Origin of the sequence: Streptomyces sp. NBC_00414, assembly GCF_036038375.1 — a bacterium.
Classification (GTDB): Bacteria; Actinomycetota; Actinomycetes; order Streptomycetales; family Streptomycetaceae; genus Streptomyces.
Window position 1 is genome coordinate 3,071,506 of sequence record NZ_CP107935.1, and the last position, 14,290, is coordinate 3,085,795.

Annotated in this window: 11 protein-coding genes; 4 read left to right on the top strand and 7 right to left on the bottom strand. The window is 71.7% G+C overall.

Annotation, left to right across the window (positions count from 1 at the left end; all coding sequences use genetic code 11):
* Nucleotides 1-231 precede the first annotated feature (231 nt).
* From recX to OHS59_RS13135, 4 genes are all read right to left on the bottom strand, one after another.
* The gene (recX, locus tag OHS59_RS13120; protein ID WP_328493594.1) at nt 232-1,095 is read right to left on the bottom strand and encodes a recombination regulator RecX; all 864 of its coding nucleotides are present in this window, start codon (nt 1,093-1,095) and stop codon (nt 232-234) included.
* Between the two features lie 3 nt (nt 1,096-1,098).
* Entirely contained in the window at nt 1,099-2,229 is a 1,131-nt protein-coding gene (gene recA, locus OHS59_RS13125; protein WP_328493595.1) for a recombinase RecA, read from the bottom strand.
* Nucleotides 2,230-2,501: 272 nt separating this feature from the next.
* Nucleotides 2,502-3,764 carry an AI-2E family transporter gene (locus OHS59_RS13130; RefSeq protein ID WP_328493596.1) on the bottom strand — a complete coding sequence of 421 codons (1,263 nt, stop codon included), beginning with the start codon at nt 3,762-3,764 and terminating at the stop codon, nt 2,502-2,504.
* A gap of 61 nt (nt 3,765-3,825) precedes the next feature.
* Entirely contained in the window at nt 3,826-4,020 is a 195-nt protein-coding gene (locus OHS59_RS13135; protein ID WP_328493597.1) for a DUF3046 domain-containing protein, read from the bottom strand.
* Between the two features lie 80 nt (nt 4,021-4,100).
* Here OHS59_RS13135 and OHS59_RS13140 point away from each other — a divergent pair, with 80 nt between their 5' ends.
* Nucleotides 4,101-5,045: a hypothetical protein gene (locus tag OHS59_RS13140; protein WP_328493598.1), complete on the top strand. Its 945-nt coding sequence runs from the start codon at nt 4,101-4,103 to the stop codon at nt 5,043-5,045.
* 113 nt (nt 5,046-5,158) lie between these two features.
* On the opposite strand, the gene OHS59_RS13145 is transcribed toward OHS59_RS13140, so the two are convergent.
* Genes OHS59_RS13145 through OHS59_RS13155 form a run of 3 tightly spaced genes read right to left on the bottom strand, consistent with a single transcriptional unit; the run spans nt 5,159 to nt 7,100 of the window.
* The gene (locus OHS59_RS13145) at nt 5,159-5,467 is read right to left on the bottom strand and encodes an AzlD domain-containing protein (RefSeq protein ID WP_328493599.1); all 309 of its coding nucleotides are present in this window, start codon (nt 5,465-5,467) and stop codon (nt 5,159-5,161) included.
* Nucleotides 5,464-6,234, bottom strand: coding sequence for an AzlC family ABC transporter permease (locus OHS59_RS13150; RefSeq protein WP_328493600.1), 771 nt, complete (start codon nt 6,232-6,234; stop codon nt 5,464-5,466). Before OHS59_RS13150 ends, OHS59_RS13145 begins: the two co-directional genes overlap by 4 nt.
* Entirely contained in the window at nt 6,153-7,100 is a 948-nt protein-coding gene (locus OHS59_RS13155) for an AraC family transcriptional regulator (RefSeq protein WP_328493601.1), read from the bottom strand. Before OHS59_RS13155 ends, OHS59_RS13150 begins: the two co-directional genes overlap by 82 nt.
* 358 nt (nt 7,101-7,458) lie before the next feature.
* On the opposite strand from OHS59_RS13155, the gene OHS59_RS13160 reads away from it, so the two are divergent.
* The 3 genes from OHS59_RS13160 (at nt 7,459) to OHS59_RS13170 (ending at nt 14,277) form a co-directional block, all read left to right on the top strand.
* Nucleotides 7,459-12,411 carry an ATP-dependent helicase gene (locus OHS59_RS13160; protein ID WP_328493602.1) on the top strand — a complete coding sequence of 1,651 codons (4,953 nt, stop codon included), beginning with the start codon at nt 7,459-7,461 and terminating at the stop codon, nt 12,409-12,411.
* A 156-nt stretch (nt 12,412-12,567) separates the two neighbouring features.
* On the top strand, nt 12,568-13,404 hold the full coding sequence (locus tag OHS59_RS13165; RefSeq protein ID WP_328493603.1) for an Fpg/Nei family DNA glycosylase: 837 nt from the start codon (nt 12,568-12,570) through the stop codon (nt 13,402-13,404).
* Between the two features lie 108 nt (nt 13,405-13,512).
* A complete protein-coding gene (locus OHS59_RS13170) occupies nt 13,513-14,277 on the top strand; it encodes an SDR family NAD(P)-dependent oxidoreductase (protein WP_328493604.1) in 765 nt (254 codons plus the stop codon).
* Nucleotides 14,278-14,290 lie beyond the last annotated feature (13 nt).

The window sequence follows — 14,290 nt, forward strand, 5'->3', positions numbered from 1 at the left end:
AACCCCACCCTCGACCACGACAACAGGGTCTCTCAGCCGAGGAGTTGACACCCGAGCGGACCGAAGCCCCCATGACTGCGGCCCGCCGTACGACTCCGGGCCCGACACAGCCACCGGCTCCGGCTCCGGCTCCGAGCCCGAACGCGATGGGCGCCCCCGCGCGTCCACCGTGCCCAAAGCCCAGAGCCCAAAGCCACCGGCCACCTCGCAGGGAATCCCTCCCTGCCCCCCTCAGAACCCCTCGTCGCCGAGGAACTCCGTGTCCTCGCCCTCTTCCTCAAGCGCCTTGCGGACCACGCTCAGGGCAGTGCCCTGTGAGTAGCCCTTGCGGGCGAGCATGCCCGCGAGGCGCCGTATGCGCTTGTCGCGGTCGAGGCCGCGAGTGGAACGCAGCTTGCGCGCCACCAGTTCGCGTGCGGTCGCCTCCTCCTGGTCGGAGTCGAGTTGCGCGACCGCCTCGTCGATCAGCGTGGAGTCCACTCCCTTGGTCCTCAGCTCCTGGGCGAGTGCCCGCCGGGCGAGACCCCGCCCGTGGTGGCGGGACTCCACCCAGGCTTCCGCGAAGGCGCCGTCGTTGATCAGCCCGACCTCTTCGTAGCGGGACAGCACCTCGTCCGCCACGTCGTCCGGGATCTCTCGCTTGCGCAACGCGTCCGCCAGCTGCTTTCGCGTGCGCGCGGTCCCGGTGAGCAGGCGCAGACAGATCGCCCGCGCCTGCTCAGCCGGGTCCCTCGGTGGCTCCCCCTTCTCGGCCCTCGACGAGCGAGGGGTGCCTCCGTCCTGTGTGTCGCCGGACGACTCCCCGAAGCCGCTCCGCCGACCGCGCGCCCGTCGAGCCCGGCCCCCGCGACCCGGGGCACCCTCGCCCCGAGCCCCGCCGCCCCGCTCTCCGTCGTCCCCGTACGGCCAGTCACCGGCGCCGCGCCCTGAACCGGCGCCCGATGAACCGCCACCTTCCCGCGAACCCTCGCCGTCCCCCGGAGCACCGCCTTCGTGCACGCCGCCCCCGTCGGCGGAGCCGAAGTCTCCCCCGTGGCCCTGCCCTCGGGAGGCAACGGGGTAGACGTACTCGGACCAGTCCGTTCGTCGTGTCACGGACTAGCTCTTGGCCGCCGCGGCCTTGGGCTTGACGGTCTTGGCCGCGGGAGCGGGAACCGTCTTCGCCGCCTCTCCGGGAGCACCCGGCACCGCCGCGTCCGCGCCCGGCTCGACCGCAGACTTCTCCGCCTCCGGCTTCACACCGACGCCCAGCTTCTCCAGGATCTTCTTCTCGATCTCGTTGGCCAGGTCGGGGTTGTCCTTCAGGAAGTTGCGCGCGTTCTCCTTGCCCTGGCCGAGCTGGTCGCCCTCGTACGTGTACCAGGCGCCGGCCTTGCGGACGAAGCCGTTCTCCACGCCCATGTCGATCAGGCCGCCCTCACGGCTGATGCCCTGCCCGTAGAGGATGTCGAACTCGGCCTGCTTGAAGGGCGGTGCGACCTTGTTCTTGACGACCTTCACGCGGGTGCGGTTGCCGACCGCGTCGGTGCCGTCCTTCAGGGTCTCGATACGACGGATGTCGAGGCGCACCGAGGCGTAGAACTTCAGCGCCCGGCCACCGGTCGTGGTCTCCGGCGAGCCGAACATCACACCGATCTTCTCGCGCAGCTGGTTGATGAAGATCGCGGTGGTCTTCGACTGGTTGAGCGCGCTGGTGATCTTCCGCAGTGCCTGGCTCATCAGACGGGCCTGCAGACCCACGTGCGAGTCGCCCATCTCGCCCTCGATCTCCGCGCGCGGCACGAGGGCGGCGACGGAGTCGATGACGATGAGGTCGAGCGCGCCGGAGCGGATCAGCATGTCCACGATCTCCAGAGCCTGCTCGCCGTTGTCCGGCTGCGACAGGATGAGGTTCTCGATGTCGACGCCGAGCTTCTTCGCGTACTCGGGGTCGAGGGCGTGCTCCGCGTCGATGAAGGCCACCTGACCGCCGGCCTTCTGCGCGTTCGCCACGGCGTGCAGGGTCAGGGTCGTCTTGCCGGAGGACTCCGGCCCGTACACCTCCACCACCCGGCCACGCGGCAGGCCGCCGACACCGAGTGCGACGTCGAGTGCCGTCGAGCCGGTGGGGATGACCTCGATGGGCTCGTTCGGCCGCTCGCCGAGGCGCATCACCGCACCCTTGCCGAATTGCCGTTCAATTTGTGCGAGCGCGGCGTCGAGCGCCTTCTCGCGGTCGGTTCCTGCCATGGGTTCCACCCGATTTGCTTGTGTCGATCGCTTCACGTCAAAGACGCTAACGCCTGCCACTGACAATGCGCCCCGACGCCCGTCCAGCCTGTGGATAACTCGGGCACTTCCGCATGAAATCCCCGCCCGCATCCCGTTTCGGGCTTCGCCGGAGCCTCCATAAGAATGGATGTTCGATTTTGATGTCAAGCGCATCAGGTGCTTCGGCGAGAGCGTGTCGCAGCCTCCACTGCCCGGCTGTTCCGGAGCCGCGGGGCGCATGCGGAACGGTGCTAGGAGGAGGCCCGGGGCCCGTCGTCCTCCACCGGCACGGACTCCCTGGGGCTACCCCGCAGCAGGCGTCGTATGCGCTTGAGGAAGGTGCCTGAGCCCCGCTTCCTGCGCCCGTGCACCCGCGGGTCGTCCGTGACGTCGTACCGCTTCACGTACGCCCCCAGGAAGGCCTGCAGCGTGGCGACCGCCGGGATGGCGATCAGCGCGCCGACGGCTCCGAGCAGGGCGGTGCCCGCGATGACCGACCCGAAGGCGACCGCCGGGTGGATGTCCACGGTCTTCGCGGTCAGCTTGGGCTGCAGCACGTAGTTCTCGAACTGCTGGTAGATCACGACGAAGACCAGCACCCACAGCGCGTACCAGGGGTTGACCGTGAAGGCGATCAGCATCGGCAGGGCGCCCGCGAGATACGTACCGATGGTGGGGATGAACTGCGAGACCAGTCCCACCCAGACGGCGAGCACGGGCGCGTAGTCCACGCCGAGGGACTCCAGCAGGATGTAGTGCGCCAGGCCGGAGACGAGGGCCATCAGGCCGCGTGAGTACAGGTAGCCGCCGGTCTTGTTGACGGCGATCTCCCACGCGCGCAGGACCTCCGCCTGCCGGGCCGGCGGCAGCACCGAGCACAGCGCGCGCCTCAGCCGCGGGCCGTCGGCGGCGAAGTAGAACGCGAACAGGGTGACCGTCAGGAGCTGGAAGAGGCCGCCCAGCACCTGCGCGGACACGTCCAGAACCCCGGTGGCGCTGTTCTGCACGTACTTCCGGAGCCAGTCGGAGCGCAGCAGGCTGTCCTGGATGTCGACGCGGCTGAGCTCCGTGTGGAAGGTGGTGTTGATCCAGCTGATCACCGAGTCGACGTACTTCGGGAAGTCCTCGACGATGTCGATGATCTGCCCGGCCAGCATCGAGCCGAGCAACGCCACGAAGCCCGCGCTCACGACCATCACGATGAGAAACACGAGACCGGTGGCGAGTCCCCGCCGCATGCCGAACGAGGACAACCAGCTCACCGCGGGCTCTATCGCCAGAGCCAGGAAGAACGCGATGAGGATGTTGATCAGCAGCCCGGTCAGCTGGTGGAAGGCCCAACTGCCCAGCTGGAAACAGGCGATGAGAGCGAGCGCGAGCACCATGGCCCGCGGCAGCCAGCGCGGCATGCCGCTGCCTCCCTCGGCCGCGCCCCGGGCCGGGGGGCTGGGAGGTGTCGTGCCGAGCGGGGACGCGTGCTGTCCGACCTGCGCTGTCTCGTCTGTCGATGCCACGGGCCAAGTCTCGCCCACGCCACCGGCAATCGTCCCCACTCCCCCGGATCTTCGTGGTCGCTCAGCGCGATTCGTGGGGAACGTTCACCGCCGTACACACCGCGCGCCACACGTCCTTCGCCTCCCAGCCTGCGTCCAGCGCCTGCTGCACCGTCCGTCCGCCGAGTTCCGACATCACGTGATCGCGCGCGAACGTGTCGGCGTACTCCGTACCGAAGTGCTCCGACATCCGCTCCCAGAAGACCGTCAACCGCATGACTCCAGTATCCCGCCCCTGAGAGTGGGCCCGAGCCGGGACCGCTTGCCGAGAACGCTTTCCGCCCTACGGTCTGACCCATGGCCGAAACAGGAGCATCCCCACTCCCCCCGACGCCCCCGGCGCACACTCCCCTCGCGCGTGCCGAGCATTTCGTCTGGCTCACCGCGCGCGTACTGGAGCAGCGGCGTTTCGCGTACCACTTCCTGGGGGGCGGCGCGGACGCGGTCGAGACCGCGCTGTCCGCCTACCGCAACGAGGACGACGGGTACGGCCACGCGCTGGAACCCGATCTGCGCGGCCCGGTCAGCCAGCCCCTGCACGTCGGGCACGCGCTGCGCGTCCTGGACTCGATCGGGCGCTGCGGCGGACAGCGGGTGGAACGCGTGTGCCGCTATCTGACCTCCGTGTCGACGCAGGACGGCGCGCTGCCGGCGGTGCATCCCAGCCAGCGTGGCTACCCGTCGGCGCCCTTCGTACCGATCGTGGACGACCCGCCGAGCGAGCTGCTGTCCACCGGCCCGGTGGTGGGTCTGCTGCACCGCAACGAGGTGTGGCACGCCTGGCTGTTCCGGGCAACCGACTTCTGCTGGCAGGCGGTGGAGTCCCTGGAGAAGACACATCCGTACGAGATCGAGGCCGCCGTGGCCTTCCTGGACGCCGTACCCGACCGACCGCGCGCGGAGGCGGCCGCCGACCGGCTCGGCCGTCTGATGCGCGAGCAGCGGCTCGCGGTGCTGGACCCGGAACACCTCGACGCGTTCCCCGTGGCACCCGGTTACGCGCCGGGGGAACGCCATCTGCCGCACGACTACGCGAAGACCCCGGCTTCCCTCGCGCGCGCGTGGTTCACCGACGACGAGATGACCCGCTCCCTGGGCTTCCTGAGAACTCAGCAGCAGGAGGACGGCGGCTGGCCGATCCGCTGGCGCCAGTGGGCTCCGGGCACCGCCCTGGAGGCCCGCCCGATCGTCACGATCGAGGCACTGCGCACCCTGCGGGCGTACGGGCTCCCCGTCACTTGACACCAGGCACCCGAAGTCACGAGCAGCCACCACCACACCCCCACCGCAGCCCGCCACCACCCACCCACAACCAGCGTCCGCGCACCACCATCCATGCTCACCACCACCGCTGCTCAGCCAGTCATGGCCCGCACTCCTGCCGTGACCAGCACGGCCGCGGCCACGACCAGCAGGAAGGGCGCGCGGAGAAGCAGCGCCACGCCGGCCGCGGCGAGCCCCGCGGCCTTCGCGTCCAGCACCAGGACGCGGCCGTCGGCGAAGGTCTGCTGGGCCGTCAGGGCGGCCAGCAGGGCGACGGGCAGCAGGGCGGCCAGCCGCTGGACGAGCGGCCGCTCCAGCACACCCGCGGGAATCAGCAGCCCGATGAGTTTCACGGCGTAGCAGCCGACAGCGGTCACACCGATCGCGATCCAGATGTTCAACGCTTCTCCTCCACCGCATCGGGCTCACCGAGGGTCTCCGTACGCCCTCTGCGACGGCCGTGCACCCAAAGGGCGACCGGGGCGGCCAGCGCGGCCACCAGGACGGGAACACCGGCAGGCAGTACGGGCAGCAGTCCGAGCCCGAGAACGATCGCGAGCCCCGCGACAACGCGTTCCAGCGTGGTCACGACCATCGGCGCGAGCAGTGCCAGGAAGACCGCCGGTCCGGCCGCGTCGAGGCCCCACGCGTCGGTGTCGCCGATGGCTTCGGCGCCCAGCGCGCCGAGCAGCGTGGTCAGGTTCCACAGCACGTAGAGCGACAGGCCGGTGACGGTGAACCCGATCCGCACGGCGCGCCGCGAGGGCTGGGCGAGGGCCACGGCCGTGGTCTCGTCGATGACCCACTGGGCGGCGAACGGGCGCACCGCGCGCGGGAGGGCCAGCAACTGCGACAGACGCAGTCCGTAGAAGGCGTTGCGCACCCCCAGGAAGAACGCGCCCGCCGCGGCCGTCAACGGGTTGCCTCCGCCGGCCAGCGCCCCCACGAGGGCGAACTGCGAGGCGCCGGTGAACACCAGAAGGCTGAGCGCACAGGTCTGCAGCACCGTGAGCCCACTGCCCGCCGAGGTCACCCCGAAGGCGAACCCGGAAAGCCCGACGGCCACCCCGACACCGAGGGCGTCCCTCACGACGGCGGCATCGGGTTTTCCGCCGTCTTCATCTCGCAGGCCCGTTCGTATGTCCGCTTGAACTGTTTCTTCTGCCACGCCTGGGACGGTAGGCCGGTCCCGGGCCTCGGGTCTTGTACGTTCTTGCGCTCGCGCTGATAGGCACCCGGCGGCACGCCCACGATCCGGGTGAAGTGCCGGTTGAGATGCGGCTGGTCGGTGAAGCCCACGGTGAGTGCCACCTCGGCAGGCACGACTCCGGCATCCAGCAGCCGACGTGCGCGCCGCACACGGACGTCGGTGAGCCACGCGTGGGGAGGCATGCCGTAGGCGTCCCGAAAGGCGCGCAGCAACGCGAAGGGGCTGGTCCCGAGATCACCGGCGAGCCGTTCCAGCGTGGGCGGGTGCGCGATCCGCTCTTCGAGAATCGCACGCGCGCGTGCCGCCGCCCGGGCCCCCGCCGTCCGCGGGACCCGCTGCGGCAGCGTTCCGCCGTTCAACTTCAGCAGCCGGGTCACGGCCACCCGCAACAGCGTGTCGGCGGCGAGCGCGTTGCCCTCGTCGGCGGCGCGCAGCACCTGGTGGACCAGCCCCACGGTGTACGGATCGTCGACCACCGGGCTCATGAAGCCGGGCGCGCCACGGAGGACGGTGGTCTCGGCGGCGATCTCCGCCACCAGCTCGGGCGACGGATAGACCGCCCCGTACCGCCAGCCCTCGGGAACGCCGGCACGCCCCGTGTGCGAGGTGTCGGGATTGACCAGCGCGAGAGCCCCGGCCCCGGCATACTGATCGGCGCCCCCGTGGTGGAAGACCTCCACCCCGTCGGAGATGGCGGCGATGACGAAGTTCTCGTGCGTGTGCCGGACAAAGGTCTTCTGGACATACCGGGCGCGCAGCAGATCGACACCGGGCAGCTCCGCGTACTGCCAGTGCCGAGCCCGCTCCTTCCCCACACCCGCCATGCCTCCATTCTCCGCCATCACCAAACCCAAGATGAGCATGCACATGCCCCGCCCGCCCAACCAGCCACAGCCACAGCCACAGCCACAGCCGTGGACGTGGCCGTACCGCAGCCGCAGCCGCAGCCGCAGCCGCCCGACAACAGGAGGGGCCGGTCCGGGGGTGTCCGCCCGCAGCGGATGGCGCGTAACCCGCAGCACCTCCGCAAGCATCCGATCCGCGCCAGACCGAGGACGGACACCCCCGGACCGGCCCCGCCCCACCCACCGGGCAGACGCGCCCGCGAAGCCCTCCCCCCTCCCCCCGCTCGTCCCCTCGCAGGTCAGCGCCATTGTCAGTGCCCGGGTGCAGGATGGACACATGGTCAGCTCCGCACACCGAGCCCTGGACGGCTTCTCCCCCGCGACCCGCGCCTGGTTCGCGGGGGCCTTCGACGCGCCCACCGAAGCCCAGGCAGGCGCGTGGAAGGCCATCGGCGAGGGCTCGGACGTGCTGGTGGTAGCCCCGACCGGCTCCGGCAAGACCCTGGCCGCGTTCCTGGCCGCACTGGACCAGCTGGCCTCGACCCCACCCCCGGCCGATCCCAAGAAGCGCTGCCGAGTCCTGTACGTATCACCACTCAAAGCCCTCGCGGTGGACGTGGAGCGCAACCTCCGCAGCCCTCTGACCGGCATCCGTCAAGAAGCCGTGCGCCTGGGCCGGCCCGAGCCCGAGGTGAAAGTCGGCATCCGCTCGGGTGACACCCCACCGGCCGAGCGCCGCACCCTGGCCACCCGCCCCCCGGACATCCTGATCACGACACCCGAGTCACTGTTCCTGATGCTCACCTCGGCCACGCGCGAGGCACTGACGGGCATCGAGACGGTGATCCTGGACGAGGTGCACGCAGTCGCGGGCACCAAGCGCGGAGCCCACCTCGCCCTGACCCTGGAGCGGCTCGACGAACTGCTGCCGAAACCGGCCCGCCGTATCGGTCTCTCCGCCACGGTCCGCCCGGTGGACGAGGTGGCCCGCTACCTCTCCCCGCAGCGCAAGGTGGAGATCGTCCAGCCTCCCTCCGGCAAGGAATTCGACCTCTCCGTGGTCGTGCCCGTCGAGGACCTGGGCGAGCTGGGCGGCTCCCCGGTGGCGGACTCCAACGAAGGCGCGGAGAAACCCTCCATCTGGCCGCACGTAGAGGAAAAGATCGCCGACCTGGTCCAGTCCCACCGCTCGACGATCGTCTTCGCCAACTCCCGCCGCCTGGCGGAGCGCCTCTGCAACCGGCTCAACGAGATCGCGTACGAGAGGGCGACGGGCGAGCCCCTGGACGAGCACCACTCGCCGGCGGAGCTGATGGGCGGCTCGGGCGCCGCTCAGGGCGCCCCGCAGGTCATCGCCCGTGCCCACCACGGCTCGGTCTCCAAGGAGCAGCGCGCCCTCGTCGAAGAGGACCTCAAAGCAGGCCGCCTGCCCGCGGTGGTGGCCACCTCCAGCCTGGAGCTCGGCATCGACATGGGCGCGGTGGACCTCGTCATCCAGGTCGAGTCCCCGCCCTCCGTGGCATCCGGCCTCCAGCGCGTGGGCCGCGCGGGCCACCAGGTCGGGGCGGTCTCCACGGGCGTGGTCTTCCCCAAGTACCGGGGCGACCTCGTACAGGCCGCGGTGGTCACCGAACGGATGCGCACAGGCTCCATCGAGTCCCTCCGCGTCCCGGCGAACCCCCTCGACGTCCTGGCCCAGCAGATCGTCGCGATGACAGCGCTCGACACCTGGCAGTACGACGACCTGCTCACCACGGTCCGCCGCGCGGCCCCGTTCGCCTCACTGCCCGAGTCGGCGTTCACAGCGGTCCTGGACATGCTCGCGGGCCGATACCCGTCCGACGCCTTCGCCGAATTGCGCCCGCGCGTGGTGTGGGACCGGGTCGCGGGCACGATCACGGGCCGCCCCGGCGCACAGCGTCTCGCCGTCACCTCCGGGGGCACGATCCCGGACCGCGGCCTCTTCGGAGTGTTCCTGGCCGGCTCCGACCCGAAGAAGGGCGGCGGCCGGGTCGGCGAGCTCGACGAGGAGATGGTCTACGAGTCCCGGGTCGGGGACGTCTTCACCCTGGGCACCAGCTCCTGGCGCATCGAGGACATCACCCGCGACCGCGTCCTGGTCTCCCCCGCGCCCGGCGTACCGGGCAGGCTGCCGTTCTGGAAGGGCGACCAGCTGGGGCGCCCGCTGGAACTGGGCCGCGCGCTCGGCGCGTTCCTGCGCGAGGTCGGCTCGATGCCCAAGGACGACGCCCGGCTGCGGCTCCTGACCGCGGGCCTGGACGCCTGGGCCGCGGAGAACGTCCTTTCCTACCTGGCCGAGCAGCGGGAGGCCTGCGGCCACATCCCGGACGACCGCACCATCGTCGTCGAGCGGTTCCGCGACGAACTGGGCGACTGGCGGGTCGTCGTGCACTCCCCCTTCGGCGCCCAGGTCCACGCCCCCTGGGCGCTCGCACTGGGTGCCCGTCTCTCCGAGCGGTACGGCATGGACGCACAGGTCATGCACGCCGACGACGGCATCGTGCTGCGGCTCCCGGACGCCGACCTGATGAGCCTGGACCTGCTCGACCAGGAGCCCGTGAAGCTGGGCAGCGAGTACGACGCCGAGCAGGCCCCGGTCGGCGCGGCGGACATCGCGTTCGACAAGGGCGAGGTCAACCAGATCGTCACGGACCAGGTAGGCGGCTCGGCCCTGTTCGCGTCCCGCTTCCGCGAGTGCGCGGCCCGCGCGCTGCTCCTGCCGCGCCGCAGCCCGGGCAAGCGCACCCCCCTGTGGCAGCAGCGCCAGCGCGCCGCGCAACTGCTCCAGGTGGCCAGCGAGTTCGGTTCCTTCCCGATCGTCCTGGAAGCGATCCGCGAATGCCTCCAGGACGTCTTCGACGTACCCGGCCTCGTCGAGCTGATGGGCGACCTGGAGTCCCGCAAGGTCCGCCTCGTCGAGGTCACGACACCCGAGCCGTCCCCGTTCGCCCGCTCACTGCTGTTCGGCTATGTCGCCCAGTTCCTGTACGAGGGCGACTCGCCCCTGGCAGAGCGGCGCGCCGCGGCCCTGTCGCTGGACTCACGCCTGCTCTCCGAACTGCTCGGCCAGGCGGAGCTGCGCGAGCTCCTGGACGCGGACGTCCTGACGGAGCTGGAGCGCGAGCTGCAGTGGCTGACCGAGGACCGCCGCGTCAAGGACGCCGAAGGTGTCGCGGACCGGCTGCGGATGCTCGGCCCGCTCACGGACGAGGAACTGGCCGAGCGCGGAGCCGAGCCGGAGTGGGTCCGCGAGCTGGCCGCGGACCGCCGGGTCATCCGCGTCCGGATCGCCGGGGCCGACCACTGGGCGACGATCGAGGACGCGGGCCGCCTCCGCGACGCGCTGGGCACCGCACTGCCCGTCGGCGTCCCCGAGGCCTTCACGGAGCCGGTCAAGGACCCGCTCGGCGATCTCCTCGCCCGGTACGCGCGCACGCACGGCCCGTTCACATCGACCGCCGCGGCAGCCCGCTTCGGCCTCGGTACCGCCGTCACCGAGGGCGTCCTGCAGCGGCTCGCGGGCAGCGGCCGTGTCGTACAGGGCGAGTTCCATCCGGCGGGGATCGGCCAGGAGTGGTGCGACGCGACGGTGCTGCGCAGACTGCGGCGCCGTTCGCTGGCCGCGCTGCGCCACGAGCTGGAGCCGGTGCCGCCCGCCGCACTCGCACAGTTCCTGCCGCAGTGGCAGCACCTGGGCAGCGGGCACGGCCTGCGCGGCCTCGACGGACTCGTGCGCGCGGTCGAGCAGTTGCAGGGTGCCTCAGTACCGGCCTCCGCGCTGGAGAAGCTGGTCCTGCCGTCCCGCGTCTCGCACTACGCCCCCGCGATGCTCGACGAACTGACCGCGGCCGGAGAGGTGGTGTGGGCCGGAGCCGGCGCACTGCCCGGCAAGGACGGCTGGGTCTCCCTCTATCTGGCGGACGCGGCACCGCTCCTCCTGGCACCGCCGCACCCGCTGGAGCTGACCCCGCTCCACCAGTCGGTCCTGGACGCCCTGTCCGGCGGCTACGGCCTCTTCTTCCGCCAGATCGCCGACCAGATCCGCGCGACCACACACCCGGGAGCCCTCGACCCCCAGCTCGCCGACGCCGTCTGGGACCTGGCCTGGTCGGGCCGCCTGACGAACGACACACTCGGCCCGATGCGCTCCCTCCTGGGCTCGGGCCGCACCGCGGGTTCCACCGCGCACCGCGCGAAGCGCACCATGCCCCGGGGACGGTACGGAACGCTCACGGCCGCCGCACGCCCCACCTCGCGCACGGGCCCGCCGACCGTCGCGGGCCGCTGGTCGCTGCTGCCCGACCGCGAGCCCGACGCCACGGTGCGCGCCCACGCCCTGGCCCGCACCCTGCTCGACCGGCACGGCGTGGTCACCCGGGGCGCGGTCGCCGCGGAGGGCGTGGAGGGCGGCTTCTCCGCCGTCTACCGCATCCTGTCCGTCTTCGAGGAGAGCGGCCAGGCCCGCCGCGGCTATGTGGTGGAAGGGCTGGGGGCCGCACAGTTCGCGATGGACGGTGCCGTGGACCGGCTCCGGGCGGCGGCCACCGCCCGCGAGCGGGGCGAGTCGCTGCCCGGCCCCGATGCTCCGGGCGCCGCCTCGTCCGGCCACTCCGGCGCGCACACGCCGAGCCCCTTCGACGACCTCCCCGGGCACCCCGACCCCTTCGCCGACGACGCGCACCTTGCAGACGGCGGCCCGAGACCGAACAGCGACCCGTACTCCCTCCGCTCCGGACCGTCCAGGGCGACCGGCCCCGACGGCTCACCCCCCGGCTCCGAACGGGGTTACGCGTCCCCCTTCGCCGACTCACCCCGTTCGGCCCCGCAGGCCTTCCCGGGAGGCCCTTCCACCCGGGACCGCACCCGCGCGAGCAACGCGAACCGCGCCATCGTGCTGGCCGCCGCCGACCCCGCGAACGCCTACGGCGCGGCCCTCCCCTGGCCCGAGCCCCCGACCGGCGCCGGCCACAAGCCCGGCCGCAAGGCAGGTTCCCTGGTCGTGCTGGTGGACGGCGAGCTGACCCTCTACATGGAGCGAGGCGGCAAGACGCTCCTGGCCTGGCCCTCCGCCCCGGACGAGACACCCCTGTACGACGCCCGCCTGCGCACGGCCGCCGAGTCGCTCGCCGCGGCGGCCGGCGCGGGTTCCCTCGGCACGGTCACCGTGGAACGGGTCAACGGCGCTTCCGCGCTGACGTCAGAGTTCGGCACCCTCCTGGAAGGAGCCGGTTTCCACGCGACCCCACGCGGACTGCGCCTACGCGCTTGAGCACCCGCCCACCAGAACCGCCCGCTCCGGCACCACACCGACGAAGCCCTACCGAATCTCCGACCCCACCGTCGCCGACCTCACCGTCACCGAACCCACCCACAGGACGCCCCACTCACAGGGACGCTCCGCCCACCCCGTGCCACATTGGATCCCATGCCCGAAGGAGACACCGTCTGGCAGGCCACCCGGCGCCTGCACAACGCCCTTGCGGGCCACGTCCTCACCCTCTCCGACCTCCGGGTCCCGAAGTACGCCCTGACCGACCTCACCGGGCGCACGGTCCTGGACGTCACCCCGCGCGGGAAGCACCTGCTCACCCGCCTCGAAGGCGGCCTCACCCTCCACTCGCACCTGCGCATGGACGGTTCCTGGAAGATCTACGCCCCCGGTGAGCGCTGGCGCGGTGGCCCCGGTCACCAGATCCGCGCGATCCTCGGCACCGAGGAGCGTACGGCCGTCGGATACCGGCTGCCCGTCCTCGAACTGCTCCACACCGCCGACGAGGACCGCGCGGTCGGACACCTCGGCCCCGACCTCCTGGGCCCCGACTGGGATCCCGACAAGGCCCTGGCGAACCTCCTGAGCGACCCCGACCGCGCCCTCGGCGAAGCCCTCCTCGACCAGCGCAATCTCGCCGGCATCGGCAACGTCTTCAAGAGCGAGATCTGCTTCCTGCTCCGCGTCACCCCCTGGATCCCCGTCGGCGGGCTCCCCGCCGAATACACCGTCTACCTGCCGACGCTCGCCAAGAAGCTCCTGGAGGTCAACCGCGAGCGCCCCACCCGCATCACCACCGGCCGCCGCGACCAGAACCTGTTCGTCTACGGCCGCGCGGGCCGCCCGTGCCTGCGCTGCGGCACCCGGATCCGCGTGGCGAACCAGGGCGACGGCTCCCGCGAACGCCCCACGTACTGGTGCCCGACCTGCCAGCCGGGCCCGTCCCCACAGCCAGGAGCACCCCAACGCCCCGGCCCCACCCCCACCCGGTGAGAACCACCCACGCCAGCCACGCCACCCGCACCCGCACCCGCACCCGCACCCGCACCCGCACCCGCAAAACTAATTGACGACCCGTCAGATGACTCGTACGGTCCCTGCATGCCCGTCACGGCGTACGACCTCACCGGACGCACCGCATTCGTCACCGGCGCGGCGAGCGGCATCGGCCGCGCCAGTGCCGTGCTGCTCGCGGAGGCGGGTGCGACCGTCCACTGTGCGGACCTCGACGCCCAGGGTCTCGACGAGACGGCCGCCCTGATCAAGGACGTGGACGGTACGGCCCGCACCCACACCCTCGACGTCACCGACAGCTCCCGGCTCGGCGAGGCGGTCGCGAGCTGCGCGCGCCTGGACGTCATGGCCGCCGTGGCCGGGATCATGCACAGCAGTCCGGTCCTGGAGACCCGCGACGAGGACGTCGACCGGGTCCTCGGAGTCAATTTCAAGGGCGTCCTGCACGCCTGCCAGGCGGCGGCCCGCTCGATGCTGGCGTCCGGCACGCACGGCAGCATCATCACGATGGCCTCGGGAGCCGTGGACACCGGCGGGCCGGGACTCCTCTGCTACGGAGCCGCGAAGGCGGCCGTCGTGCAGCTGACGAAGACCCTGGCGACCGAGATGGGTCCGCACGGCATCCGCGTCAACGCGGTCGCGCCGGGCTGGATCCGTACGCCGATGACCGACCGCCGCGGCGAGGAGGCCCAGGCGCGGACAGAGGCCTTCATGGCACGGATGTCACCGCTGGGCCGGGTCGGCGATCCCGAGGACATCGCCCACGCGGTCCTGTACCTCGCCTCCGACGCCTCGGCGTTCACGACGGGCCAGATCCTCCGCCCCAACGGAGGCGTGGCGATGCCTTGGTAGCACCGCGGCGAGA

Coding starts and splice junctions, on each gene's coding strand:
- recA (WP_328493595.1), bottom strand. CDS start 2,229: ATGGCAGGAACCGACCGCGAGAAGGCGCTCGACGCCGCGCTCGCACAA.
- OHS59_RS13135 (WP_328493597.1), bottom strand. CDS start 4,020: ATGCGGTTGACGGTCTTCTGGGAGCGGATGTCGGAGCACTTCGGTACG.
- OHS59_RS13140 (WP_328493598.1), top strand. CDS start 4,101: ATGGCCGAAACAGGAGCATCCCCACTCCCCCCGACGCCCCCGGCGCAC.
- OHS59_RS13155 (WP_328493601.1), bottom strand. CDS start 7,100: ATGGCGGGTGTGGGGAAGGAGCGGGCTCGGCACTGGCAGTACGCGGAG.
- OHS59_RS13160 (WP_328493602.1), top strand. CDS start 7,459: ATGGTCAGCTCCGCACACCGAGCCCTGGACGGCTTCTCCCCCGCGACC.
- OHS59_RS13165 (WP_328493603.1), top strand. CDS start 12,568: ATGCCCGAAGGAGACACCGTCTGGCAGGCCACCCGGCGCCTGCACAAC.
- OHS59_RS13170 (WP_328493604.1), top strand. CDS start 13,513: ATGCCCGTCACGGCGTACGACCTCACCGGACGCACCGCATTCGTCACC.